The sequence below is a fragment of the Prosthecobacter algae genome (assembly GCF_039542385.1).
Classification (GTDB): Bacteria; Verrucomicrobiota; Verrucomicrobiia; order Verrucomicrobiales; family Verrucomicrobiaceae; genus Prosthecobacter; species Prosthecobacter algae.
This window is the reverse complement of sequence record NZ_BAABIA010000009.1, coordinates 88,986-114,930: the sequence shown is the minus strand read 5'-3', so window position 1 is coordinate 114,930 and position 25,945 is coordinate 88,986. Positions and strand designations below refer to the sequence as shown.

General features: G+C 57.8%; 24 protein-coding genes. 18 read left to right on the top strand and 6 right to left on the bottom strand.

Annotated elements, in window-relative coordinates; translation table 11 throughout:
* Nucleotides 1-54 precede the first annotated feature (54 nt).
* On the top strand, nucleotides 55-918 hold the full coding sequence (locus ABEB25_RS19795; RefSeq protein ID WP_345738172.1) for a prolyl oligopeptidase family serine peptidase: 864 nt from the start codon (nucleotides 55-57) through the stop codon (nucleotides 916-918).
* A gap of 40 nt (nucleotides 919-958) precedes the next feature.
* Complete coding sequence (locus ABEB25_RS19790; RefSeq protein ID WP_345738171.1) at nucleotides 959-1,651, top strand: YggS family pyridoxal phosphate-dependent enzyme; 693 nt, start codon at nucleotides 959-961, stop codon at nucleotides 1,649-1,651.
* 7 nt (nucleotides 1,652-1,658) lie between these two features.
* Here the strand turns inward: ABEB25_RS19790 and folP are convergent, their stop codons facing one another.
* From folP to hisS, 5 genes are all read right to left on the bottom strand, one after another.
* Nucleotides 1,659-2,507, bottom strand: coding sequence for a dihydropteroate synthase (folP, locus tag ABEB25_RS19785; RefSeq protein WP_345738170.1), 849 nt, complete (start codon nucleotides 2,505-2,507; stop codon nucleotides 1,659-1,661).
* Between the two features lie 29 nt (nucleotides 2,508-2,536).
* Nucleotides 2,537-3,295, bottom strand: a complete 759-nt coding sequence (locus ABEB25_RS19780; RefSeq protein ID WP_345738169.1) for a purine-nucleoside phosphorylase — start codon at nucleotides 3,293-3,295, stop codon at nucleotides 2,537-2,539.
* 78 nt (nucleotides 3,296-3,373) lie between these two features.
* On the bottom strand, nucleotides 3,374-4,072 hold the full coding sequence (locus ABEB25_RS19775) for a class I SAM-dependent methyltransferase (RefSeq protein WP_345738167.1): 699 nt from the start codon (nucleotides 4,070-4,072) through the stop codon (nucleotides 3,374-3,376).
* 57 nt (nucleotides 4,073-4,129) lie between these two features.
* Nucleotides 4,130-5,077, bottom strand: a complete 948-nt coding sequence (locus ABEB25_RS19770) for a 2-dehydropantoate 2-reductase (protein WP_345738166.1) — start codon at nucleotides 5,075-5,077, stop codon at nucleotides 4,130-4,132.
* 48 nt (nucleotides 5,078-5,125) lie between these two features.
* Nucleotides 5,126-6,433, bottom strand: coding sequence for a histidine--tRNA ligase (gene hisS / locus ABEB25_RS19765; RefSeq protein ID WP_345738165.1), 1,308 nt, complete (start codon nucleotides 6,431-6,433; stop codon nucleotides 5,126-5,128).
* Between the two features lie 61 nt (nucleotides 6,434-6,494).
* Here hisS and recF point away from each other — a divergent pair, with 61 nt between their 5' ends.
* The 12 genes from recF (at nucleotide 6,495) to ABEB25_RS19705 (ending at nucleotide 20,799) form a co-directional block, all read left to right on the top strand.
* Nucleotides 6,495-7,559, top strand: a complete 1,065-nt coding sequence (recF, locus tag ABEB25_RS19760; RefSeq protein ID WP_345738164.1) for a DNA replication/repair protein RecF — start codon at nucleotides 6,495-6,497, stop codon at nucleotides 7,557-7,559.
* 55 nt (nucleotides 7,560-7,614) lie between these two features.
* A complete protein-coding gene (locus ABEB25_RS19755; RefSeq protein ID WP_345738163.1) occupies nucleotides 7,615-7,938 on the top strand; it encodes a hypothetical protein in 324 nt (107 codons plus the stop codon).
* Nucleotides 7,939-8,220: 282 nt separating this feature from the next.
* Nucleotides 8,221-9,252: a rod shape-determining protein gene (locus ABEB25_RS19750; RefSeq protein ID WP_133796388.1), complete on the top strand. Its 1,032-nt coding sequence runs from the start codon at nucleotides 8,221-8,223 to the stop codon at nucleotides 9,250-9,252.
* A gap of 72 nt (nucleotides 9,253-9,324) precedes the next feature.
* Nucleotides 9,325-10,161 (top strand): rod shape-determining protein MreC, encoded by an 837-nt coding sequence (mreC, locus tag ABEB25_RS19745; RefSeq protein ID WP_345738162.1) that lies wholly within the window; start codon nucleotides 9,325-9,327, stop codon nucleotides 10,159-10,161.
* Nucleotides 10,162-10,292: 131 nt separating this feature from the next.
* On the top strand, nucleotides 10,293-10,913 hold the full coding sequence (locus ABEB25_RS19740) for a hypothetical protein (RefSeq protein ID WP_345738161.1): 621 nt from the start codon (nucleotides 10,293-10,295) through the stop codon (nucleotides 10,911-10,913).
* The gene (locus ABEB25_RS19735) at nucleotides 10,903-13,170 is read left to right on the top strand and encodes a penicillin-binding transpeptidase domain-containing protein (RefSeq protein WP_345738160.1); all 2,268 of its coding nucleotides are present in this window, start codon (nucleotides 10,903-10,905) and stop codon (nucleotides 13,168-13,170) included. The genes ABEB25_RS19740 and ABEB25_RS19735 overlap by 11 nt, the downstream gene beginning before the upstream one ends.
* Nucleotides 13,171-13,212: 42 nt before the next feature.
* Nucleotides 13,213-14,805 (top strand): Rne/Rng family ribonuclease, encoded by a 1,593-nt coding sequence (locus ABEB25_RS19730; RefSeq protein ID WP_345738159.1) that lies wholly within the window; start codon nucleotides 13,213-13,215, stop codon nucleotides 14,803-14,805.
* Between the two features lie 58 nt (nucleotides 14,806-14,863).
* The gene (locus tag ABEB25_RS19725; RefSeq protein ID WP_345738158.1) at nucleotides 14,864-15,505 is read left to right on the top strand and encodes a hypothetical protein; all 642 of its coding nucleotides are present in this window, start codon (nucleotides 14,864-14,866) and stop codon (nucleotides 15,503-15,505) included.
* 121 nt (nucleotides 15,506-15,626) lie between these two features.
* Nucleotides 15,627-16,910 (top strand): hypothetical protein, encoded by a 1,284-nt coding sequence (locus tag ABEB25_RS19720; protein ID WP_345738157.1) that lies wholly within the window; start codon nucleotides 15,627-15,629, stop codon nucleotides 16,908-16,910.
* A complete protein-coding gene (locus ABEB25_RS19715; RefSeq protein ID WP_345738156.1) occupies nucleotides 16,907-17,431 on the top strand; it encodes a hypothetical protein in 525 nt (174 codons plus the stop codon). The genes ABEB25_RS19720 and ABEB25_RS19715 overlap by 4 nt, the downstream gene beginning before the upstream one ends.
* Before the next feature lie 38 nt (nucleotides 17,432-17,469).
* Complete coding sequence (locus ABEB25_RS19710) at nucleotides 17,470-18,189, top strand: hypothetical protein (protein ID WP_345738155.1); 720 nt, start codon at nucleotides 17,470-17,472, stop codon at nucleotides 18,187-18,189.
* 21 nt (nucleotides 18,190-18,210) lie between these two features.
* Complete coding sequence (locus ABEB25_RS19705) at nucleotides 18,211-20,799, top strand: secretin N-terminal domain-containing protein (RefSeq protein WP_345738154.1); 2,589 nt, start codon at nucleotides 18,211-18,213, stop codon at nucleotides 20,797-20,799.
* A gap of 135 nt (nucleotides 20,800-20,934) precedes the next feature.
* Here the strand turns inward: ABEB25_RS19705 and ABEB25_RS19700 are convergent, their stop codons facing one another.
* A complete protein-coding gene (locus ABEB25_RS19700) occupies nucleotides 20,935-21,705 on the bottom strand; it encodes a nitrilase-related carbon-nitrogen hydrolase (protein ID WP_345738153.1) in 771 nt (256 codons plus the stop codon).
* 194 nt (nucleotides 21,706-21,899) lie between these two features.
* Here ABEB25_RS19700 and ABEB25_RS19695 point away from each other — a divergent pair, with 194 nt between their 5' ends.
* Genes ABEB25_RS19695 through ABEB25_RS19680 form a run of 4 tightly spaced genes read left to right on the top strand, consistent with a single transcriptional unit; the run spans nucleotide 21,900 to nucleotide 25,893 of the window.
* Complete coding sequence (locus ABEB25_RS19695) at nucleotides 21,900-23,330, top strand: alginate export family protein (RefSeq protein ID WP_345738152.1); 1,431 nt, start codon at nucleotides 21,900-21,902, stop codon at nucleotides 23,328-23,330.
* A gap of 35 nt (nucleotides 23,331-23,365) precedes the next feature.
* On the top strand, nucleotides 23,366-24,331 hold the full coding sequence (locus ABEB25_RS19690; RefSeq protein ID WP_345738151.1) for an ABC transporter substrate-binding protein: 966 nt from the start codon (nucleotides 23,366-23,368) through the stop codon (nucleotides 24,329-24,331).
* A gap of 9 nt (nucleotides 24,332-24,340) precedes the next feature.
* Nucleotides 24,341-25,135, top strand: a complete 795-nt coding sequence (locus ABEB25_RS19685) for an ABC transporter ATP-binding protein (protein ID WP_345738150.1) — start codon at nucleotides 24,341-24,343, stop codon at nucleotides 25,133-25,135.
* Nucleotides 25,132-25,893: an ABC transporter permease gene (locus ABEB25_RS19680; protein WP_345738149.1), complete on the top strand. Its 762-nt coding sequence runs from the start codon at nucleotides 25,132-25,134 to the stop codon at nucleotides 25,891-25,893. Before ABEB25_RS19685 ends, ABEB25_RS19680 begins: the two co-directional genes overlap by 4 nt.
* Nucleotides 25,894-25,945: the final 52 nt, after the last annotated feature.

Sequence of the window (25,945 nt, the reverse complement as noted above, 5' to 3'; positions counted from 1 at the left end):
AAAGGCTCTATTTAAGCGGAATTGTGAAGGGTCGTGAACACGTATAATTAAGTTATGCTTTCGCGCCTGTTATTGTCTTTGAGTCTCGTTGTGAGTCTGTCTGCAGGAGCTGCGGAGCCGTCTGCGGTGAGGATTGAGAAGAACATTGAATACCTGCCCAAAGAGCGGACGGAAAAGGCAGATCTTTATCTGCCTATAGCAGATGGGAAAAAGCATCCTGGCGTCCTGATCATCCATGGCGGCGGCTGGGCGGGCGGCATCAAGGATGCGGCGAGGGAGATCAACATCGGAACTACCTTAGCCGCCCAGGGATACGTGTGCCTTAGCATTGACTACCTGCTGCACAATGCCGCCAGCGACCAGCCCTGCTGGCCGCAGAATCTGCATGATTGCAAAACGGCCGTTCGCTGGATGCGGGCGAATGCAGGCAGGCTGCATCTGGATGTGGATCACATCGGTGTCATTGGAGGTTCCGCGGGCGGTCACCTCGCCAGCATGGTCGGCGTGACGCAGTCCGCCGATGGGCTGGACCCCACCGGACCCTATGGGGAGCAAAGCTGCCGGGTAAACTGCGTGGTGGACATGTATGGGCCTGTGGATGTGCTGGCCTGGAAGGATGTCTCGGCACTGCGTGGTAGCCGGGCCGCAAAGCCGGAGCTCTACAAGCAATTCTCAGTCCCGACCTACCTGGATAAAAACGATCCTCCCTTTCTCATTCTCCATGGCACGGCGGATACGACGGTGGACGTGAGCCAGTCGGAGAAGTTTGCCCAAGTGCTGTCCTCCCATGGCATCGAGCATCATTTGGAAATCATTCCTGAAGCTCCGCACACCTTTCATCTTCAGCCCAAGCAGAAAGATCTTCGCCCCCTGGTGCTGGCTTTTTTTGACAAGCATCTGAAGCCGCAGGTGAAGTGACCGCTTGCAGCCGGGGCTGACCGCGCTCAGATGCAAAAGCATGTCTGACATCGCCGACCGTCTCCAGGAAATCCGCCATCGCCTGACCCAAGCCGCTGCACGCTCTGGCCGCAAGCCGGAGAGCGTGGACTTACTTGCAGTATCGAAGACCTACCCTGTGGAAATCATCCAGGAAGCCGTGGATGCCGGGCAGATCCTCTTTGGTGAAAATCGTGTGCAGGAAGTCTTGCTGAAACAGCCGCAGCTTCCAGGAAAGTTGCAGTGGCATCTCATTGGTCCGTTGCAGTCTAACAAAGTGCGTAAAGTCCTGCCTCTGGTGCAGATGATCCATGCCGTGGATTCCGTGGAAATTGCCAAAGACATCAACCGCATCGGTGGGGAACTGGGCCTGCATCCGAAGGTGCTCATCGAAATCAATCTGGCTGCGGAGTCTTCCAAACATGGGTTTACCCCCAAGGCGATTCGTGAGCAACTGGAGGCCCTTTATGAACTGGACCGCCTCTACATTCAGGGGGTGATGTGCATCCCTCCGTTTGATCCGTTGGCGGAGAAGAGCCGGCGTTATTTTACCCAGCTCCGTGAGGTGCGTGATGAACTTGAAAAGGTCGGCGGAGCGCCTTTGCCCGCCCTGTCCATGGGCATGAGCCATGACTTCGAAGTCGCCATTGAAGAGGGCGCTACTATCGTGCGGGTGGGCAGTGCCATCTTTGGCTCGCGGAAGCCGGCGAAGTAAGAAGCCGTTACTCCTTCGGACCCAGGATGGCCTCGGTCATGCGCAGGGCTTCCATATTGGCTTTGACCTGGTGCACGCGGACGATGCGGGCGCCCAGCTCTCTCGAGTAAGAGGTCAGCGCCACGGTGGGCCAGTCGCGGTCATTCACATCGTCACTTTCCAGCAGGCGGCTGATGAGGGTCTTGCGTGAGACCCCCACCAGTACAGGCCGTCCTTGCACGGCCAGCAACGGCAGTGCCTGCATGAGGGAGATGTTATGCTCCAGTGTCTTGGCAAAGCCGAAGCCGGGGTCCAGCACAATGCGTTCTGGGGCGATGCCTTGCTCCGCGAGAATGTGCAAGCGCTCCTCGAAATAGGTCTGTACCTCTGCCACTACATCCTCATACACAGCCTGCTGCTGCATGGTGCGCGGGGTGCCCAGCATGTGCATCACCACCAGCCCCACTTCGGTTTCAGCAGCCACCCGGCACATCATGGGATCTCCGCGCAGGCCGGTGACGTCATTGATGATGTCCGCCCCAGCTTCAAGGGCAGCGCGGGCCACATTGGCCTTCATGGTATCAATGGAGATGAGCGTTTTCGTTTCAGATCGGACGGCACGGATCACTGGCAGTACGCGCTTCAGTTCTTCTGCCTCATCTACCGGGTCTGCGCCAGGGCGGGTGGATTCCCCGCCGATGTCCAGGATATCTGCACCTTCAGCGACCAGGGTCAGGGCATGTTCCACCGCACGGCCCGTGTCCAGGTAGCGGCCACCATCGGAAAAGGAATCGGGGGTGACATTGACGATGCCCATGACCATACCGCGTTGGGTGAGGTCATAGTCCTGTCCTTGGATGCGCCAGTGGAAATTCATGCGCTCAGTTCAGACGAGAAGACTGCGAATCACAACACAGTTTTCAGCAGGGCGGCCAGATTTGCCGAGGCGGCCTGGCCCACGCTCACCACTTCCGCATGGTGCAGCGTCTGCGCTTTCAGCCCAGCGGCCCAGTTGGTCAGCATGGAGATGCCAGCCACCTGCATGCCCAGGGCACGGGCTTGGATGGCCTCCGGCACGGTGGACATACCTACCGCATCGGCCCCTAGCGTGCGCATCATGCGGATCTCTGCCGGGGTCTCATACTGCGGTCCCAGAGTGGCCGCATACACTCCCTGGTGCAGCGGCAGGCCGAGCTGTGCCGCCGCCTGGAGAAATTGCGTGCGCCACGCGGCGGAGTACACCTCGCTCATGTCATGGAAATGCGGTCCGCCCCGCAGGGGCGTGGTGCCCAGGAGGTTAAGATGATCCGTGAGTAGCATGAGATCTCCCACCGCCATGGATTCCTTGATGGCACCTGCCGCATTGGTCAGGATGATGCGCCTAACACCAAGCGTGTGCATGAAGCGGATGCCTGCAGTCAGCTCATGTGCGGACAATCCCTCATACAAATGACGCCGACCTTGGGCAATCAGGATAGGTTTGCCATTCACGCGGCTGAGGACAAAGCGCCCAGCGTGACCCGGAACCGTGGAGGCACTAAGGCCAGGAATATCCGCGTAGGGAACTTCGGCCTCAATGCCCAGGCTATCTGCCACACTGCCCAGTCCCGAGCCGAGCACGATGGCGGTTTCAGGACAGGCTTGCTGAATGCGGGATAAGGACATCCGGCACTGACGTTGAGGCGGCAGAAAGTTCAATCATCGGCTCGGGGAAAGTGAAGAGGTATTGGTCTCTCTGCCTGCCTATGCTTTGTTTGCATACCAGGCATGGATGAGGCCGGTCTGGAGGAAGAGGACCGGTTTCTCGAAGCCGCCGGTGGTGATGAGGGAACCAACCTCCTCCAACGGCAGCAGGGCAACGTCCCGGCTATAGGCGGTGCGCATGGCCTCGATGCTTTCTTCGGTCAGGTCGGCGGAGAGCATCATCCGCATCCAAACATCCAGGAGGCTGGGGTAGGAGGGGGAGGCCACATCGTAAGCGAGGTCCGCACTGGCCAGGAGACCGCCGGGACGGAGGCGGCTGGCGATGCCACGGAAAAAGGCGATACGGTCTGCTGGAGCGAGGATGAAATGGGAAACGAGCAGGGAGGTGGCGGCATCGAAGGCATCCGCAGGCGGAAGGCTGTCGAGATACCCCACATGAAATTCGCACCGGGAGGCAATGCCGCTTTCCTCAGCCTTGCGGCGGAAGACGGCCAGCATGGGCGCGGAGGGCTCCACAGCGGTGAAGTGCCAGCCGGGGTTTTTCTGCGCCAGGTACATGATTTCCGCGCCGGTCCCGGCACCGACGCAGAGGATTCGCGCTTGCGCAGGAAGCGGAGAAAAAACAGCGCCGATGAGCAGATGCAGGGCATCGCGGATGGCGGCAATTTTGACGAATTTCTGGTCGTAAGCGGCGGCGTGGGTTTCGTCGAAGGCGATCTTCGGAGCGGAATCTTTCATGAGGACAGGGCCGGGCAGCGGAAGCGTGTTTTATGAAGTTGAGTGGCCGGGACAGCTTCAGCTCAGACGAGCTTTCAACTCATCATGCAGGGCCTGCACGAGGGGCATGGAAAGGCCAGCCACGGCGGCCTGGCGAATAGGCTGCCCCCAGATAGCCTCAAGCTCCACCTCACGGCCTTCCAGATAGTCAATGAGGGAGGAGGGTTTGTAGGCGGCCATGGTGCGGGTGTTTTTAACCATGGTTTCAATGAGGTTTTCCGGCAGTGTATGCCCAAGGCTGGCGGCGGTCTGGATGATTTCGGCCATGAGCTCACGCACGCGAGTTTCCTGGGCCGGGTTTGCCAAAATAGCCTCGGTATCCATGCCGCCTGCGGCAATAGAAAGGCCGTTGAAAGGAATGTTCCAGACGAGCTTTTGCCAACGCGCTGCGGCTAGGCTTTCCATGACCTGACAGTCAATCTGGCTACGCTGAAACTCAGCCGCGATCTGGCGCGTGCGGGGCAGGGGAGCGCGGGTGTGTTCCCCCAGATTGATCCGGCCTTGGGCGATGTGATTAATCTCGCCAGGGGCCGTGCGGTTGATGCACACGAAACACAGGCCGCCGAGCACACGCTCGCCACCGAAATGTTCGGCGAGGAACTCCTCATTACCCAGTCCATTTTGCAGCGTCAGCAAGGCGGTGTTCGCATGTAGAAGCGGCGGCAGGAGATCCAGCAGTGCCGCATTGGATGTCACCTTCATCGCAATGATCACAAGGTCACAGGGACCGATGTCGGTGGTGGTTTGATGGGCTTTCACTGGCAACTGCACATCGCCTAGTGGACTGGTGATATGCAGGCCCTTTTCGCTGACGACCTCATAATCACTGCGCATCAAGAAATGCACGTCATGCCCATGCTGAGCCAGCCGCCCGCCATAATAACAGCCGACAGCTCCAGCACCAATGATCGCCACGCGACCTAACTCAGAAGGAATATCCACAGAAGACACGGATTTCAGAGGCATGAAGAAGCCAAATATTCCGTGTACTTCTTGGTTTTCAGTCTTGATCTATCACGCAATCAGCTTGCCTGTGATAGGCTTCTTCAGTTCGTCCGTGACGAATTCCACCAAGGCCTCCACCGCCACCAGTTCCTGGCTGCGGCTGACGAGGTTTTTGATGGCCACCTGGGGATACTCGGCACCGAAGACCACGGCCAGACGAGCTTTCTGGTTTTCAGCAGCTTGAAACTGCTTGCCCACTTTCTGGGCGCTGAAGCTGTAATCCACCCGTACGCCTGCGCTGCGCAGGGCCTGCACAGTGGCCAGAGCCGGTGCGCGTTGAGCTTCATCGGCGATGACGACATAGGCCTCCACGCCTTGCTGGGCGTTGAGGTATTCCGTGATGCCAAATTGAGCTCCAGGTGTTTTGGAGAGCAGGATACCCAGCACTACATCCCCCATGGCAAAACCTGCCGCTGGCATGTCCACGCTGCCATCGCTCATCAAGGAACAGAGCTTGTCATAACGTCCGCCACCGGCCACGGCTCGCAGGCCGTGCTTGAGGTCGAAGACTTCAAACACGGTGCCCGTGTAGTAGGCGAGGCCACGCACGATGCTGGCATCAATCTTCACATAGGACCATAGGCCACGTGCACTGAGGTCGGCCTTCAGCGCGGCAAAGGCCGGGTGATCCCCGTCCGTGCCTGTCATGAAGGACCTGACTTCATCCAAAGTTAGGCCAATGGCCTCCAGTTTCTTGGTGGTGTCTTCAGGCTTGGCTCGTTCGATTTTGTCGATGATCTGTAGAAAGGCGGAGGTGTGCTCCACCGCGATGTTTTTGTCCGCCAGGAAATCGGTCCAGATCTGGCGATTGCTCAGACGAATAACAAAATCCTCAGCCTGGATGCCAAAGGCCAGCATCACATCAATGGATAGAGCAACGAGTTCTGCATCCGTGCCCTGGCTAGCATCCCCTAGGATGTCTGCATTGAACTGGATGAACTCACGTGTGCGGCCTTCCTGCGGCTCTTCATAGCGAAAGCAGGAGCCGATTTGGAACCACTTCATCGGCTTTTTATAGTCGCGATGACGGGTCGTGGCCATGCGGGCTAGGGAAGGGGTGACCTCTGGGCGCAGGGAAATTTCACGCTCAGCCTTATCTGAAAAGCAGAAAAGCTGGCTGGTGATCTCGTCCCCGCTCTTTTTGCGGTACAGGTCGGTAGACTCCACGACGGGAGCTTCGTATTCGACAAAACCATAGCGGCGCGCGACAGAGCGCCAGGTGTCGAAGATGTAATTGCGCAACGCGCACTCCTCGGGGAAGAAGTCGCGAAAGCCTTTGACGGTGCGGAAGGAGGCCATTAGAAGGGCCGGACACATGGCCCCCTGCTCAATGAATTCAACCAAAATTCAGCCTAGGGGCGTTGTGTGAGAGGTGCCCATGCTCACAGATCTGCTGCTTCGAGACTTCCGTTGCTTTGAAGAATGCCGCGTCACGCTGCATCCGGAGATGACGGTTTTTGTCGGTCGCAACGCACAGGGAAAGACCTCCCTCATGGAGGCCGCATGCGTGCTTTTACGCCTGCAATCCCCCCGCACCAGCAACCGGGCCGAAGTGATCCGCCTGGGAGCTAAGACGATGCTGATCGAGGGCACGCTGAAAGACAAACGACTGCGTTGCGCACAGTCGGTCACTGCTCGCCGTCTGGCCGTTGAAGGTGCTGTTTGTGGCAAAACGGCGGAATACCTCTCGCAAAGTGGGCTGGTCGTCTGGATGGATCATCGTGACATGAACTTGCTGCGTGGCAGTGCTGAACATCGGCGGCGTTATCTTGACTTTGCTGCCAGCCAGATGTTCCCCGACTATTTGAAGGCCCTACGTGGTTATGAGCGTGCTCTACGGGGGCGTAACTACGTGCTCAAGCGGGATGCCGTCATCGCCTGGCGGCAAGCGGATGCTTTTGCGAAAGTCATGGATGATTTTGGCCAGGTCATTATCGCTCGTCGTCATGAACTGGTTCAGATTCTGCAACCGCACGTGACACGCATTCATGCCGAACTGAGCGGTGGGAGTGAATGTGGCGTAACCAATTATGCACCTAGTTTTTTCGAGGGCAGTCTGGTGGAAGGACTGGCTGAGAGACGTGAAGAAGAGCAACGCCTGCGGCAAACATCCGTGGGGCCGCATCGGGATGATTTGCTGCTGCTGCTCAATGATCTGGATGCCACCTCCTTCGCCTCAGAAGGCCAGCAGCGCAGTCTGGCCCTGTCACTGAAGATCGCTCAAGCTCATGCCTTGGAGCAAGTCGCAGGTCAGCCTCCACTGCTTTTGCTGGATGATGTATTTGGTGAACTGGATGCTCATCGTCGCCGGGCCTTGCTCAGGCTGTTGCCCGCAGGCACACAGAAGGTCATCACCACCACGCATCTGGATTGGGCTCAAGGGGAGGCTATTCCAGGATTGGTCTATCAGGTGGAAGTGGCATGTGTGACCACCGTAGAATGAAATAATTTCTGCTCCTTCATGATCCTTTGTCGTGGGTTTGCTCGCATACCCTGATATGGCTACCCAAACTTCATTTTCAGCGAAAGCGACGACCGCTACTTTTATTGTTCATTTTTGCCTGACCTATGTCTTTGCCGCATGGATTTTCATCACGGCCATGGGGTCCTTCACTGAAAACGTGACTGATGAAATGGCTTTCTGGAACAAGTGGATGTGGATTTGGACGCCATTGGCCAGAGCCCAGTTTAAAGTGGAGGATGCAAATTTGTGGAACCTCCATCTACTAGCTTTCGGCTGGTCAATGATCGTCGGGATGATGGTCGGTTTGGTTGGAGAGTGTCTTGGGAAATATTCCAGCGCGGCAGATTCATCGGATTGAGGTGGATATGGACCTCTTTATCGAGGCTCACGGTCTCCTTAAATTTTCGATCAAGAGGCTAAATACCTGACTTTTGGCCCAAAATTGCTCAAAATCGGGCCGTTTTACCTCTTTTTCACCTTGGGGAATCTCTCCTTGACCCTAAAAACCGCTGCCCTTACGTTCGTGGCCAGTCAGGAGCCCGTGGGTGGCGCTGCTTTTGTGATCTGAAAAAAGCCGGATTCCTTCCACTACCACACAGGGTCCGCTGCTAACTCTTTCATTCACAACCTTTTATAGCTCATGCTTGGCAAACTTTTTGGCTTCGTCGCCAACGACATCGGAATCGATCTTGGAACTGCTAACACCCTCGTTTACGTCAAGGATCACGGCATCGTGCTCCGCGAACCCTCCGTGGTCGCCGTAAAAACCGGCACCAACGAAGTGGTGGCCGTCGGGGATGATGCAAAACGCATGCTGGGGAGAACCCCCGGTGGTATCACCGCTATCCGCCCCCTAAAGGATGGCGTCATCGCAGACTTCCGTGTCACGGAGGCCATGCTGCGCCACTTCATCCGTAAGGTGCACAACAACCGTCGCGCCATGCGTGGCCCACGTGTGGTCATCGCGGTGCCCTCTGGCATCACGGAAGTGGAAAAGCGCGCCGTCAAAGAAAGCGCCGAACAGGCAGGAGCGCGGGAAGTTTACCTCATCGAAGAACCCATGGCCGCTGCCATCGGCGTGGGCCTGCCAGTGCAGGAAGCTGCCGGCAACATGATCGTGGACATCGGCGGTGGCACTACGGAAGTGGCTATCATCTCCCTCAGCGGCATCGTTTACAGCCGCAGCGTGCGTGTGGCCGGGGATGAGCTGGATGAAGCCATCATCAATTACATGAAGCGTGCCTATAACCTCATGATCGGTGAGCGCACGGCGGAAGAGATCAAGCTTCGCATCGGCTCTGCCTTCCCCCTGGGCAAAGAAACCACCATGGAAGTGAAAGGCCGCGACATGGTCGCAGGTCTGCCCAAGACCATCACCATCACCAGCCAGGAAGTGCGTGAGGCGATGCTGGAACCCCTGAACGCCATCATTGATGCTGTGCGCACCACGCTGGAGCGCTGCCCGCCAGAACTTTCCGCTGACCTTGTGGACCGTGGCATCATGCTCGCCGGTGGCGGTGCACTGCTGCGCGGTCTGGACAAGCTGCTCCAGGAAGAGACTGCTCTGCCTGTTCACGTGGCAGAAGATCCCCTCAGTGCTGTGGGCGAAGGCACGGGCCGTGTGCTCAGCGAACTGGAGTTCCTGCGCAAGGTCAGCACCACTGAGGTGTAAGAGTGTCGCAGGTGCAAACCCGATCCTGTGGCCATCAGTGAAGCTGCTGAAGACAGGAGAACAGGCTAGACCATGAAAAAGCTCAACATCCTGGCGCTGCTGCTTTTCATCGCGGCGGTCGTTTCCGTGTTCACCATGGATACGCCCGTCACGCGTGACATCCAGAGCCGCACCATGACGGTGCTGTCACCCTTCATCCACTCCAGCGCGGCTGTGGAGCAAAGTGTCAACAGTGTAACGGCCTCGCCTGAAGATCCACGTGAGATGAAGCGTGAAAATGAGCGCATGCAGATCGAGGTGGAGAGACTCCGCATCATCTCGCAAAAGTATGCGCAGGTGCTGGAAGAAAATAACAAACTGCGCGACCTCATCGAGTTCAAACAGGCTGCTCCGTTCAAGTCCACAGCAGCACGTGTGATCAAGCGTGTTTCCTCCACCTGGTGGAACAGCATGATCATTGATAAAGGCTTGCTGGATGGGCTAGCCACAGACAGCCCGGTAATCAGTGCTTCGGGTTTGATTGGTAAGACCGGCAAGATGGCCGACCACATGGCCGAGATCATTCTGCTCACCGACGAAACGTGCCGCGTGTCTGCAAAGATCGAAGGCACCTTGGAGCAGGGGATCATTTCAGGAGAGCGGGCAGGTTTGGATATGCGCCCCGATTTGCGTCTGCGCTTCCTTAGCAAGAACATCCTCATCAATCCTGGAGCCAATGTGCTCTCCACGGGTGAAGGCGGAGTCTTTCCCGCGGGCCTGCTGATTGGGCGAGTGAAACGTTTTGAGAATCGCGACCTCTCCGGCGAAGCGATTGTGGAGCCAGCAGTGGATTTTTCCTCCCTGGAATACGTGTTTGTGGTGGAAATGCAGCCCGCCACGGAGCCCACGACCAAACCTGAGCAAAAATGACGAACGAAGTGTGGACTCCGAATGACAAAGCAGCCTGCCATGATTGAATCACCCTCCGCCTGCTCTCTGAGCGAGACGGAGATTTCCTCATCCTGCCGTAGTCTCCTGCCCGTCTCAGCGTTTTAGCCGTCATGGTCTTTTATCCCGTCACCTTCCTGCTGCTGCTGCTCACCTTCGTGGTGCAGGAGTTTATTCCCGGGATACCCATGGCGCAGTATGCTACCCTTTTTCTGCCGCCTGTCTTTTTCTTTGCGGCGTCGGTGGCCGTGCCTTTTCCCGTCATGCTCATGCTGGCCTTTGTCACCGGCTTCCTGTGGGATGCCCGCTATGTGCCCGGCGTCTTTGAGCCTGTGGGCAAGACCGCCCATTCCCTGATCAGCGGCAGCGGGAATTTGCCTGAACTGGACATGGCCGGCGGCGGCTTTGGGTTCGGCCTATCCATCTTGCTGTTTGGCTTGTTAGGCATCTTTTTGCAGGGCGTGCGGCCTTTGTTCAAACGTGGCCGTTTGGAACTGCCCGTGCTGTTGGTGGGCTTCACCACCTTCGCCTGGCTGCTCAGCGAGTACCTGGTGATGACTTTCCTTCGGGGCAGTCTGCATTTCCCCCCCATGGTCTGGACCAAGATGGTCACGGACACGCTGCTGGCCATGCTGGCCTCGCCGCTCATCTTTCTTTTCCTGTATTCCCTGGCGGGTTTGTCACGTTACGAGATCAAATACGAAGGACTGAGGTACTCATTCGATGGTCGTTAAATATCGCTTCCGCCTCTACTTGCTCACCCTCGCCATGCTGGGTGGGTTTGGCATCCTCACCTATCGCCTCTGGACGCTGCAAATCGTCCGTCATGAGGAATTCGTCAACAAGGTGCCGGAGGCCCGTCAGCAGCGGGCCCGTGTCCCCGGGGTGCGTGGCGAGATCAAGGACCGCAACGGCATAGTGCTGGCCACAAACAAGGCCACCTTTGAGGTGCAGGTAAACCTACGCGAGGTTTACGAGGAGTACGCGCGCCAGTGCAAGGTGAAGAAGGTGGATATCCCCACCGTGCCATTTGAGTACATGGACAATGGGCTGCCCCGTAAAAAGCTGGAACCCGATATCGTGCGGATGTTTCAGGAGCTCATCATCGGCCGTCTGAATGAGATGGGACTGGCGGTGGAGTTCAATGCGGAGAAGGACCTGCGTACCCATTACCGCAGCTTTGGCGGCGTCATCCCTTGGGTCTATCGGGACAGCCTCACCTTTTCTGAATTCAGCCGCTTTGCTGAGCATAACCTCGGCCTGCCCGGTGTGACCGTGGCCGAACGCGGCAGCCGCGTGTATCCATTCGGCTCCATGGCTTGTCATATCCTTGGTTATGTCAGCCTGCCGGATGATCAGCGTGTCTCCGTGGAAGAACGGAAAGGCTGGGACTATTACATGCCGGATGACTTTGGCGTCGCCGGGGTGGAAAAGAGCTTCGACAAGCATCTGCGCGGCAAGCCCGGCGTGCGCACCATGCAGGTCAATGAGCGCGGTCGTCTGGTGGGAGAAGTCAGCTTCGATGCACCCCGCAAAGGCAATGATGTGCATTTGACGCTGGATGCGCGCATCCAGTACATCGCTGAAAAAGCCCTTCGGGATGGCAAGATCGGCCGCGGTTCCGTGGTCGTCATCCAGCCACAGACCGGCGAGGTGGTGGCCATGGCTTCCGTGCCCAGCTATGATACCAACAGTTTCATCCCCAGCATCCGTCAGGCCGACTGGGATGTGCTGATGGACAATCGCACGGTGCCTCTGATGAACCGTGCCACCCGGCCCTTTGCGCCTGGCTCCACCTACAAGGTGCCAATTGCCCTTGCAGGCTGTTTGGCCAATATCCAGGGCCGAAATTTTAACTGCAGCGGCAGCGTCACTTACGGTAGCAAGGCCATGCAGTGTTGGATCCAGCGCCAGAGCGGTGGTTCTCACGGCTCCCTGGGCCTCAGCGATGCGCTGATGCGCTCCTGCAACTGCTTCTTCTATCAGTATGGCAACACGGCCGGGATCGATAACATCACCAAGGTGGGCAAGCTGCTGGGCTTGGGCGAACGCACTGGCATTGAGCTGGATGAAGATGAGGCTGGCATCCTGCCGAACCCCAACTGGCTGCGCCTGAACAGCCCGCAGGAACGCTGGAGCAACGGCTACACTGCCAACACTTCCATTGGTCAGGGGTCCGTGCTGGCATCTCCTTTGCAGATGGCCTCCGTCACGGCGGCCGTGGCCTCGGGGAAATCCTTCAAGCCGCATCTTCTCCATCGCGTCATGGATGGTGATGAGATGGTGCTGGATCAAAAGCCGATACTGCGGGCAGACCTTGCCCAGCACTTCGATCCCAAATCTCTGGAACTTGTGCGCAAAGGCATGTGGAAGGTGGTCAACGATGCAGGCGGCACCGCCAAAGGTGCGCGCATTCCAGGGGTCGAGGTGGCGGGCAAAACCGGCACTGCCCAAAACTGGCGGCGCAATGAGAAGAATGTCCGCGTCGTGGATAACCATACGCTTTTCATCAGCTTTGCTCCTTACGTAAATGCTAAGTACGCCGTTTGTATCCTGGTGCAGGGCGGCAAGTCGGGCGGTGGTTGTGCCGCCCCTGTTGCCCACCGTGTTCTGGAGCAGGCGCTCGCCCTTGAAAATGGATATCAGGTCACACCCGCGCCGCTGGCTGCGGTGGACGGCAATTTCAACGCCATCGAGTCCGTCACCTATGAGGACCTTGGCGTCCCGGTGGTGGCAGCGGCCGATGAGGATGGCGACACCGGCACCAATGAGCCGGCCAATGAATCTACTGACGAAGCGCCGCGCATCCGCAGCGCCCCTAAAATTCGCAGGGAGGCCGACCGTGAAGGGTCGTCCGGTGTCAACTCCAGCCGTGCGGTCCCGAAAGCTGAGCCTGTCCGCAGAGCTCCGCTATTCAACCGTGGAGGCAACACCGACGAACCTTCGACACCACCAGCCCCAGGTGGTTTTTTACGGCGGATCTTTCGTTAGTACCTTGCCTGTTTTCTTACCCCTAACCTTACCTATTTTTTTATGCCCCTTGGAATCGTGAAACGCATCAAAGAGTTCATCACCGGAAAAAAAGATCTCAAAAGCGGAACCCGCCTGGTGATCAACTGTGAGAAACTGGAAAACCGCGTGGCCTTGCTGGATAACGGAGTCTTGGAAGAATACACCATCGAACGTGTGGGGACGAGCACCATCGTGGGCTCCATTTTCAAAGGCCGAGTGAAAAACATCGAGCAGGGCCTCAAGGCCATGTTCATTGACATCGGTCTCGACAAAAATGCCTTCCTGCATTTCTGGGATGCCATCCCGGAGGCCCTTTCCAACCAGGGCATGGAAGAAGTGACCCGCGGCGGTGCGCAGAAGAAACGCAAGCGCATTGAGGCCAAGGACATTCCCGATCTCTACCCAGTGGGCTCGGAAATCATGGTGCAGGTCACCAAAGGTCCGATTGGCAACAAGGGCCCCCGTGTCACCACCAACGTCTCTCTGGCGGGACGCCTTCTGGTGCTCATGCCGCAGAACGATCAGTTCGGCATCTCCCGCAAGGTGGAAGATCCAAAGGAGCGCGCCCGCCTGCGCAAAATCATCGAGAAGGTGAACCTGCCCGAAGGCATGGGCCTGATCATGCGCACCGAAGCCTCCGGCAAACGTGCCCGCCACATCATTCGCGATCTCAGCCTCCTCATCGAGCAGTGGAACGACATCGTCGCCAAACGCGACGGCCAGAAAGCCCCCGTGTGCTGCTTCCAGGAGCCTGAACTCATCGAGCGCACCGTGCGTGATTTCCTCACCGAAGAGATTGACGAAGTGGCCTGCGATGACCTCGCCACCGTTGAGCGCATGCAGAAGATGGCTGCCCAGATTTCCCGTCGGGCCAAGAGCCGCATCACCTATTACCAGGGGCAGACAGCCCTGTTTGAGCACTACGGTATTCAGAAGCAGATCGATAACGCCTTCTACCGTCAGGTCTGGCTGCCCTGCGGTGGCTACATCGTCATTGATCAGACCGAGGCACTGGTCTCGATCGACGTGAACACTGGCCGCAACAAAGGCGCGAAGGATCAGGACAAACTGCTCCTCGATACCAACATGGAAGCAGCCCAGGAAGTGGCCCGCCAACTGCGCCTGCGCAACATGGGCGGCCTCATCGTGGTGGACTTCATTGACATGAAGCATCGCAAAGATCAGCAGGCCGTTTACAAGGCCATGATGGATCACCTCAAGCGCGACAAAGCCAAGACCCAGGTCCTGCCGATCAGCCAGTTTGGCCTCATGGAAATGACTCGTCAGCGCCTGCACGAAAGCCTCAGCAGCGCCCTTTATGAACCTTGTCCGTATTGCAAGGGCCATGGCCAGGTGAAGACCACCATGACCATGAGTGTCGAGCTTCAGCGTCGACTCAGCGCCATCCTGGGCCGTGGCAAAGAGGATCAGAAAAGTCTCCTCGTGGTCGTCCACCCGGAAGTCATGCAGCGTCTGAAAACAGAGGACGGCGAACTGCTGGTGGACCTCGAGCGCAAATACGGCGCCCGCCTGACCTTCCGCAGCGATCCATCCCTTCATCGCGAAGAAATGAAGCTCGCCAATGCCACCAATGGCGAGGAAATCCGCAACTGACGTTTTCGGTGCATTTTGGATTTGAACGTATTCCGCTCCGCCGCTTGTCATAACGCCTATGTCTTCAGCCTCTTCTTCGTCTAAACAACGACTCGTTCTCATCGTCTCCGGTCTCGCTGTTGCTGCCGTGCTTTACATTGCCTGGCAGTTCGGCGGTTCAGAGCCCGTGCGCCCAGATGTGGCTGAAAAGTCCCAGGCCAAGCCAGCGGCAAAAACGGACATTCAGCCGCTGGCACCTACCACCCAGATGCCTGCTGGATCCGCCCCTGCCACCCAGTTGACGACGGCTGAGGAAGGTGATGTGCTCATCGACGAGATTCTGCGTTCTGAAAAAGAGATCCCGCAGATGGCTAGGGACTTGCAGGAGCTTGTCAAAAAGCTCAATGGCGAAGCCCAGGTCAATGCCAGCCGCCATTTGGTCAACCTGACCAGTGATGAGGACTACAGCCTTATCGCCGGTCTCCTGGTTGACCAGAAGACGAATCCCGAAGTCATCGAAGTGCTGTTTTCAGACCTCATGAACCGCGAGCGGACCCTTCAGTTGCCGTTGTTCCTGAACATCCTCAAAAACCCCCAGCACCCCCAGAATGAGGAAGTGCGCAACGTGATGAGCATCCTCGCGGGGGATGATTACGGCACGGATTATCCCGCTTGGGACAAATGGGCGGCAGAGGAGCTGAAGACGCTCCAGGCCCAGTAGTCCAAACTTGAATCCTTCTGTTGGCGGAATCTTTGAACCGTCTTAGTGACAGTGCTGTCTCCCATCCTGCCTTGCACTCTGCATAGGCATTTGATATCCTACAGGCTTCCCTTTTTTGCCCATGAAAAATCCTGACGAACTCATGCTCATCCCTCACGAGGAGGGATTCCGTGCATGGCGTCTTCGTGCTGGCAGCGAGGCACAGGCCGACCAGGATTCGCGCTCCCGCCGTGGCACCGCCTGGATCGCCCTTCCGGCGCGCAGTCTCATCACGGTGCCATTTCGTTTTCAGGGTGTGGATCCCGCACGACGCGAATCCATGGCCCAGTTGGAGCTGGAGGCTGCGGGTTTTGGCCAGGAAACCTCGGACTCCAACAACTTCGACGTTTGGAATCTCGGTCAGGATGATCGCGACCAGCGCTCCATCAGTTTCATTCAGGTGGCCCCGCTGCCTGCGGATATTCTGGAAGAAGGAAGCGATGCCAAATTCGCCCCATCGGTGGCCTTTCATCAGCTCCAGCCGGGGGAAGCCCTCATCTGGCGCGAAGCAGGGGCCCTGGTCCTCGCGATCCCTCATGAAACCGGCGAACCGCTTTACTGCCAGGCCCTGGCTGGCCGTGTGCTGGATGCAGATGCTGCAGCGGAGATTCGTTGCATCCTCGCCTCCCTGGAGCTCGGCGGCCTAACGCCGAGTGTGCAATCGCTAGCTGTGGTTAGTTCCGCCCGCGCTGCATTGTCGGTGGGAGAAGAGGGGGCGGAAGCCCCAGCTTTGCTGGAAGACCTCATCACGGATGACTTCACACGCGATCTGGACATGCCGGTAACGCTGCGCCAGGAGCAGACCCCTTCGCTCCCACATCATGCCTCCCGGCTCATTCCTGCACCTGTGGTTAGGCTGCGCCACGAACGGCAGCAACGCCGCATGGTCATGATGGGGGCGCTCGCCTTCACCTTTGTGCTCATTGCCGCGCTTGGGGCCTTTGCCGCTCGCGTCGCCCTGCGCCAACACTCGGTGGCCAAAGAGGCGGCTCGTCTGGAAGCCCTGGAGCCAGAGTTGGTCACCATCCGCGATGCCCAGGCGGCCTGGGAAGACATGCGCTTTGCCGTCACTCCGGAGCTTTATCCTGTCGAGGCTCTGCATCAGCTTGTGCAGTTGCTTCCCCAACAAAACATCCGCATCACCAGCTTCGAACTTCGTGAAGACGGCATCGTTATTGCCGGTGCCGCCTCCAGCCTGGGCCATGGCATTGATTTTCGCGAAAAGCTGATCTCGCATGAGGCCTTCAAACGCTGGGTTTGGGACTTTCCCAATCCGACCAATCTTAACGATGGCACCGCCACCTTCCGTGCCGAAGGTCGACCTGCGGAACTGGTGGCTGCTGAAACGGAGGTGACCCAGCTATGACCGCCAACGAACAACGTCTTGCCCTGGGTCTAGGGGCTGTGGTCGTCATCGGTGGCGCTTTCATTGGTCTCACCAAGCTCAAGAACTGGAAACAAAGCGTGGATGTCCGCTCCATTGAGGTGGAGACACGCCGTTTGGAAGCCGAAGATCTCCTGGCTCAGAAAGAATTTTGGAACGAGCGTTTCACTTGGCTTACCGAAAAACAGCCCCTTTTCACCCGCCGTGGCGAGGCCGACAACGGCTTCCTGGAGCAATTGGAAACGTCTGCTGGATCGCATGGGATTAAGCTCCCAAAAATTCAGCCTATCGAGCCGACTGAACGCGCAGGCATTGTCTCCTCCACCTTCAATTTGGAAGCCCATGGAGGTTGGAAGGAAATCAACGAGTGGCTACACGACCTGCAAAAGCCAGATTCCTACATCAGCATTCCTTCGATGACGATGACCGTCAATAATGACGATACCGCCCAGATCATCGTGAACTTAAACATTCAGAAATGGTTCCGCCTTCCACCTCTATGAAAAGGCTGCTCACATTTCTAATCCTGGGTTGTGTTGCCATGAGTGGGCTCGCTCAGGAGAATGCCGTCGAGCCAGATGCCTCCTCCCCAGATCAAGCCGGGGCGGAATCTCCCATTTCCACTCCGCCCACTGCGGCGGAAGTGCTGAGTGAAGAAGTCATTCCCAAAGCCTTCGAAAATGCACGTTACCAGGAAACCTGGAAGAAGAATCCCTTTTTGCTGATTACCAACACGCCATCTGGTCCAATCATCGATTGGTCCAATGACTGGGCCCTAGCCGGGATGTACAAAAGCACCACGGGTAAGATCACCATCAGTGTGCAGAACAAGCAGACAGCGGAGTTCAAGCGGGTGACTAGCGATGGCGATGCCAAAAGCGAGTTTAAGCTGGTGTCCGCCAACTTCAACCGCAACCGCAACGAAGCTTCTGTGGAGCTGGAGAAGGACGGTAAAAAAGCAACGCTCAAGTATGATGACAACCTCACCTCCCGGCCCGTGACGGTGAGCAACACCTTCAAGGCCCCGGGTGCTGGCCAGCCTGGAGCCGTCCAGGGCAATCCCAATCTGCGCCCCCCACAGCCGGGGCAGCCTAATCAGCCTGTCAACGTCACGCCTCCTCGGGGTGCTATTTTGCCAGGAGCCGTACCTGCCGCCAATACGCCGAATACCGGTGTGCCAGCCGCTAGTAGCCCCCCCACCATTTCCCGCCGTCGCCAGTTGATACCCGCACCTGTTGTGCCGCCAGCCCAGCCGCAGTAAGCCTTTAGCCAGTCCATCCTCATGATCGTTTCCTACCGCCGCATTCTTCTGGCTGCCTGCCTTGGCCCAGCGACTGTTCTGTTGGCTCAGATTCCACCGCAGGCGCGCCCGACCAATCCGAATGCCGTGCCCCCTCCTGGTGCTGCTGGCTTTAATCGCCCCAGGCCTAATGTGCCTCCGACCGGGGGGGCTCCGCAGCGTCCCGGAGCTGCAGGCAATGCCGCCAATCCAGGTGAAGAACGTCCCGCCATCCGCCCCGAAGATGCCATTAAGCCCGGCGGCGGTGTGGAACTCCAGTTTCCTAACACCCCTCTGTCCCAGATTCTCCTCGTCTATGAAGACCTGACGGGGCTGAAAATCATTCGGGATGCTGCCATCGAGCAGGTGACGGTCTCCATCGAGACCACGGGGGAGCTGCCCAAGGACAGGGCCATCATGTTCATCGAAAAGAGCCTTTTGCTGAACGGCTATTCCTTTGCACCGGCGGGTGAGGGCATGGTCAAGATCCTGGGCGAGGGCAAGAAGGCCCAGGCTGAAGGTGCTCCTTTGTTTGAGGCTGCCGCTGACTTGCCAGAGACGGATCAGGTGGTGAGTTTTGTCGCCATTTTGAAGTACCTGACTCCGGATGATGCGGTGAAGGCGATTGATCAGATCATCCCCCGCCATAGCTATGGCGTCATCACGCCGGTCCCCAATGCCAAGGCTTTGGTCATTGTGGAAAACAGCAACACCATCCGTTCCATTCTAGGCCTGCTGGAGCGTCTGGATGTGAAACCAGGAGCTACAGTTACCAAACGCATTCAGCTCGTCCGCTCAGATGCTGAAGATGTAAAGAAGGCCCTGGATGAGATCCTGGGACTCGATGAAAAAGAGGGGGGAGCAGGGGGTGCCACTGGTCGGCCCAGCACGCCCACCATTGCTCAGCCCGGTGGCATTCCCCAGCCACAGCTTGCCGCACTTCCGGCAGGTGTCGGTGCCGAAGGTTCCACCGCAGCCGAGGTAAAGCCCAAAATTCTCGCCATCCCCCGCACCAACCGTCTGCTGGTCATCGCCATGCCGGACACCCTCGAATACATCGAGACCCTGGTGACGGAACTGGATGCGGCCTCTGAACTTCGCACCTTTGTTTCACGCACGCTGAACTATCTCGGAGTCGAGGCTGCGATGGGCATCATCAGCGATGCCATCGCTCGCACAGAAGGTGAAGACTCAGGCTCCGGTGGCAGCGGCGGCGTGAACAGCCTAGGCCAGTCCAACAGTTCCTCTTCAAACAACCGCAATAGCAGCACCGGGACCTCCGGTTCAGGCACGGGCAGCAGCGGTCTTTTTGGCAACAGCAGTAGCAGTGGTTTCGGCAGCAGCAGCAATGGCGGATTTGGCAGCAGCAGCAGTGGATTCGGCAGCAGCAGCGGCGGTGGTTTTGGCGGCGGTGGAAGTGGCCTGGGTGGGGGTGGCGGCGGTAATCTGCAGCCTCTGCGGCCAAACAATGGCCCGCGTTCCCTGGTCATCGGCAAAACGCTGCTCATCAGCGACCCGACCGCAAACTCCCTTTTTGCTTCCGGCCCGCCTGAGCATCTTCGTGTGCTCAATGAAATTCTGGATGAGCTCGATCGCCGTCCTCAGCAGATCCTGATCTCCGCTGTGATCGGTGAAGTGCAGTTGAGCAAAGGTGAAAGTTTCGGTGTCGAGTGGCTGTTCCGCAGTCGTCGCAATGGCACGGCCACCGGGGCCTCCAGCAGCCTTGCCAGCCGCCTTGGCAGCGGGATCGCGCCTCTGAATCCTCGTTTGCCTCTCAGTCTGACGGATCTTGCTACTGGCAACGGTTTCGCTTTCTATGGCGCGATCAGCCAGAATGTGGACGTGATCGTCAATGCATTGGACAGCTATCAAAACTTCAAGGTCATTTCCAGGCCTTCGGTGTTCACCATGAACAACACACCAGCACTGATCAGCAGCGGTCAGTCCTTCCCTATCGCCACATCCACCCAGGGACTCGTCGGTGGAGGTGCAAACAACGGCCTCCTCTCCAACGTCCAATATCAGGATGTTGCTCTCAGCTTGAACATTGTTCCTCTCATCAACTCCGACGACGAACTGACGCTGCAAATCTCCCAGGAGAACAGCGAAGCCACGGACAACACCGAGATTGCGGGGAACGAATATCCCGTGTTGAGCAAGCAGCTTCTCAACACTGTCGTGATGTGCAAAAACCAGTCCACAGTCCTCTTGGGCGGACTGATCCGTGAGGGCAAAAGCAAGGACAGAACGGGTGTGCCTATCCTTTCAAATGTGCCTGTTTTGAACTTCCTCACAGGCTCCCGAGGCAAAGACGATGCCCGCCGCGAACTTCTGATCTTTATCGAGCCTCGCATCGTCCGGGCCGATTACGATCTGCCTCCTTCGGCCCAGGACAGCCCTGGCAATAGCAGCTTTGGCCGTGAAGTCACAGGCTTCATGAACCACGAAAAAAATCGCCAAAGCTATCCTTCCAAGGAAGTCTATGCGCCACCCCCCGTCAAAGAAGGCCGCCTTCGTTCTTTGGTGAACAAATTGTTTAAGCGCGACCCTAAGGCAGAAGAGATTCCTTTTGGCACTCCGGAACTGCAATAGTGGTCTCTTCACAGAGGTTAGCATCTGCAGCCGTTTATCTCGGCTGCTAGAGTGTAATTCTCCAATGACGCAGGTGTTCTATTCTGGTGCCTGTGAAGTGAATTGAGGAGAAAAAGCAAAAGAACTCGCCAGGGCCTACAAGCCTTTCTGAAAGTCTTGCACAGCCGGGAAGTCCTGCCGCCAGTTTCTGACAATGGCGGGATGGATTTGGCAGTGCAGCACTTTTTCCCCATCTGAGGCATCGGCGATGATGACGCCATGTGGGTCCACCACCACACTGCGGCCACAGTAGGTGTAGTTAGGTTCCTGCCCGCAGCGGTTTACCCCGACGACGTAGGCCTGGTTTTCGATGGCTCGGGCTTGCAGCAAAGTCAGCCAGTGCTGAATCCGGCGCGCGGGCCAGGCGGCGATGTAAACGAGCACTTCGGCCCCCTGGGCCAGAGCTGCACGTCCTAGTTCAGGGAACCGCAGATCGTAGCAGACCAGCGGTGCTACTTGGAGGTCCTGCCATGGGAAGATGGCGGTTTCTGTGCCTGCTTGGTGAACATTGGATTCTCCGCCAAGACTGAAGGGGCGAATTTTGCAGTAGCGCACAAGCTCCCGGCCATCCGGGGCAATGGCGAGCGCCTGATTGCTACCTAGCTCATCCGACACCGAAACCACTAGGCCGCCCAGCACAGCGCATTGCCAGCGGGAGGCCACCTCGCGAAAGAAATTTTCCGTTTCAGCCGCCATGAGCTCGGCGGTGATCGCCAAGTTGCAACTGAACCCGGTGGCAAACATTTCAGGCAGCACAATCAGGGAGCCGGGCAGGGGAGCAGCTTCCGCCAAAAGTGCGCGGACCTTGGTAAAGTTAGCGGCTTTGTCCTCCCAAACGGAATCAAGCTGGACGGCGTAGAGATGCATGGGAAAAGGCGGGTGAGCGAGCAGTGAAAACTGCACCCCAATGCTCTTATTGTAGAGTCTCCAAGACGAAAAACAACCGACGGTTGTGGTCTGTTTTAATTCCTACTTGACGAGTGTATTTATAAAGAATAGGAATATGCGCGGAGCGGCCCGCTGCCTTGTTATAAAGCAGCCTTGTCGGGACCTTTTTTCTCATGAACCTTCATCTCTTTAGCTTGCTGACCATGCTCCAGAAGACGGCCCTCGCGGTGTCTCTGGGCGGTTCCGTTTTCATCACCTCGATGATGGCTGCGGATGCTGGCCCGACGAGCTATTACCGCGCACCGAAAAGTTACAGCACGACTCGGGATCCTGACCTGCCCAAATACGCCACGCAGGCCTCCAAACTTGGCTGGGATGTTTTGCAGAATGCGGCATGGCTAGACCTCGGGCTGGATTACCGCTTTCGTTATGAATATCGTGATGACGATCTCCGGCGTGCCGAGGCGGGGCTGGACGAGCCGCTGCTGCACCGCACCCGGGCCTACCTGGGCATCCATGATGTGCTGGATCCTTTCCGCTTCGCCGTCGAGATGCAGGATTCCCGCCGCTACAATGGCAACTACCCGCGGGATAACCGGGATGTGAATGAGTTTGAGATCATCCGCCTTTATGCCGAGCTCTACTTTGAGGATGCCCTGGGCACAGATGCACTGGGTAACAGCCGCCCAGTAAGCCTTCGCTACGGCATCCATAACTTCGAGTTTCTGGACCGTCGTCTTATCGGGAACAATCAGTGGCGAAACACGGCCAATACCTTTCAGGGCTTTCAGGGCCGCGTGGGGCAGGAGAGCAATGACTGGCAACTGGACCTGCTGGCGGTGCAGCCGCTGAACCGCCAGAAATATGACTGGGACAGGCCGGTGGAGCAGCAGTGGATGTATGCCGCCATCGGCCACTGGCGCCGCTGGTCCGATGTCATCACGCTGGAACCCTATTACCTTGCCCTCAACCAGTCTGCGCATGGAAAGGTGGAAGAGCGGCTGGTACATTCACCCGGTCTGCGTGGGTATGGCGTGGTGGGGGAGACCGGCTTCGATTATGATTTCAATTTGGTTTATCAGTTTGGCTACAGCGGCTCCAAGGATCTGCAGGCTTACGGTGGTTCGGTGGAGGTGGGTTACAGTTTCAAGCAGCCCTGGCAGCCGCGCTTCAGTCTCTTTTATGGTTATGCCAGTGGTGACCAGGATCCCAATGACAACGAGGACAACCGCTTTGAGCGTTTCTTTGGCTTTGGCCGCCCCTGGTCCGCGAATGACTACATCGTCTATGAGAACATCAGCACTCCGAAGCTGCGGCTGGAGCTGACGCCAAACAAGAAGTTGCGAATGGATCTGGGATACAGCTTCTATTGGCTGGCCAGCGACACGGACCGCTTTTCTGCCGCCAATCTTCGTGATCGTCAGGGCGACAGCGGCAGCATGATCGGGCACGAGTTCGATGGACGCATCCGCTGGCAGGTGACACCCAAGGTGGAAGCCATCCTCGGTTATGCCCACTTCACGGCTGGCGATTTTACCCGTGGCCAGGGACGGCCACAGGACACCGACTTTGCTTATCTGGAAATCAGCCTCAAGGCATTCTAACAAGAATTGATTCAAAAATACACCCGATGAAAACCATGAACCGCAGACACTTCCTTTCCACTCTCAGTGCCGCAGGTCTCGCTGCCTGCAGCAAAAAGCCAGCCGATGCCAATGCCCCGCTGCGCTTTGGCCATTTCCCAAACATCACTCACATTCAGGGACTGGTCGCTCATGCCCTGAGTCGTCAGGGCAAGGGCTGGTTTGAGCCGCGCCTGGGCGTGCCTGTGGAGTGGTTTGTTTACAATGCAGGTCCCTCGGCCACGGAGGCTATCTTTGCCCGTTCGTTGGATGTGACTTACATTGGCCCCAGCCCCGTGCTGAATGCGTATGCCAAGTCCAAAGGCACGGAGATCCGTATTCTTTCCGGGGCAGCCACAGGTGGCAGTGCCCTGGTGGTCCGGCCAGAGGCAGGCATCCAAACACCTGCTGATTTTAAGGGGAAACGCATCGCCACCCCGCAGCTCGGCAATACCCAGGATGTGCAGTTGCGCGCCTGGTTGGCCGACAACGGGATCAAGGTCACTGCGACCGGGGGCGAGGCTTCCGTGCTGCCCACTCAGAATCCGGATCAGTTGGCCCTCTTCATCAAGCGGGACATCGATGCTGTGTGGACGGTGGAGCCATGGGTTAGCCGTCTGGAACTGGAAGCGGGTGGAAAAATCTTCGTCGAAGACAAAGGTACCTTTGCCACCATTCTGGCCTCCAGCGTCGCCTTTGTGAAGGATCGCCCCGAACTGGCGAAGAAACTGGTGTCTGCCCATGAGGAACTCACCGAATGGATCCAGAAAAACCCACTTGAGGCACGCAAGCTCATCCAGTCCGAACTCAAGGAACTGACGACCAAGGCACCGGGGGAAGCGCTGCTGGACCGCGCCCTCCCACGGGTAGTCCTCAACACCGAGGTCAACCGCAGCGGCCTGGACGAAATGGTGGTGGCCGCCCAGAAGGCTGGCTTCCTCAAAGACATCCCATCCCTGGATGCCTTGCTGCCCCAACTTTGATCTGACTTCATGAGCATCCAAGAGGAACTGGGAGCATCCAGCACTGCCAAACTGCACATCCACAATGTCTCGAAGCTTTTCCGTGGGGCTCGGCAGACAGTCACGGCCCTGGAGGACATCAACCTGCAGGTGGAGGACGGCGAATTCGTCTGCCTGCTGGGTGCCAGCGGCTGTGGCAAGAGCACGCTGCTCAACCTGATCGCTGGCCTGGAGAAGCCCACCGAGGGCAGCATCCAGTCGGATGGGCAGGACATCACGGGGCCAGGGCGGCAGCGCATGGTCATGTTTCAGGAACACGCGCTTTTCCCCTGGCTAGATGTCATGGGCAATGTGCTTTTTGGACTGAACCTGAAGCCGGGCCTCACGCAGGATGACCGGCGTGAACTGGCCATGTTTTATCTCAAGCTGGTCGGGTTGGAAAAGTTTTCCCAGTCTAACATTCACGAACTCTCCGGGGGCATGAAGCAGCGTGTGGCGCTGGCCCGTGCCCTCGCCCCAAATCCCCAAGTGCTGCTGATGGATGAGCCCTTTGCTGCCCTGGATGCGATGACCCGGGAGCAGCTCTACGCTGACCTGCAAAACATCCAGCAAAAGCGCCGGAAGACGGTTGTGTTTGTCACCCACAACGTCCGTGAAGCCGTGTGTTTGGGAGACCGTGTGGTCCTCTTCACTCCACGCCCCGGACGCATCCACAACGAGTATCGCGTGGACCTGCCACGACCTCGCGACATCAACGATGTGGCCGTAGCCCAACTCGCTAGCGCCATTACGGCTGACCTCAAAAAAAATACCCCTTCTGCATGATCCGCGTTCTCCGTTCCCTCGGCTTTTTCTTGTTTCTCATCATCATCTGGGAGGCGGCTTCGCGGGCTGGCTGGTGGTCGCCCGTATTGGTGCCTGCGCCTCTGGCCATTGGGGAGTACCTCATCACTGCACTGAAAGACGGTTCCTTGTTTGAGGCGGGCTGCGTGACCATGAGGCGGCTGCTTTTGGGCTATGTGGTGGGTTTGGCTGCGGGCATCCCGCTTGGCCTGCTGACTGCTCGTTTTCGTTTTGCGGCGGATACGCTGGGCGTGCTGGCCCTGGGCTTGCAGACGTTGCCGAGTGTTTGCTGGGTGCCGCTGGCACTGCTGTGGTTTGGCCAGACGGAGACGGCCATGCTGTTCATCGTCATCATGGGCACTTTGTGGGCTGTGTTGCTGGCCACGGATCACGGCATCCGTCAGATCCCGCCCATCTATCGCCGGGCAGCCTCCACCATGGGCTCCGGCGGGTTGCATCTGTTGTGGCACGTGCTTTTGCCAGCCAGCCTGCCGCATCTCGTCAGCGGCATGAAGCAGGGCTGGGCCTTTGCCTGGCGCTCCCTGATGGCGGCGGAAATCTACGTCACGGTCCTCACCGGTTTTGGCCTGGGACATCTGCTCCATTACGGACGTGAACTGCAGGCCATGGATCAGGTGGCGGCCATCATGCTGGTGATCCTCATCGTCGGCTTTGCGGCGGACAAGCTGCTGTTCAGCCCCTGGGAGTCCTTCCTGCGGCGGCGCTGGGGCCTGGTGTGATCGGAATGACGGCAGCCCTCTCATTCAGCATGGCTTTTTGAGAGGCAGCGGT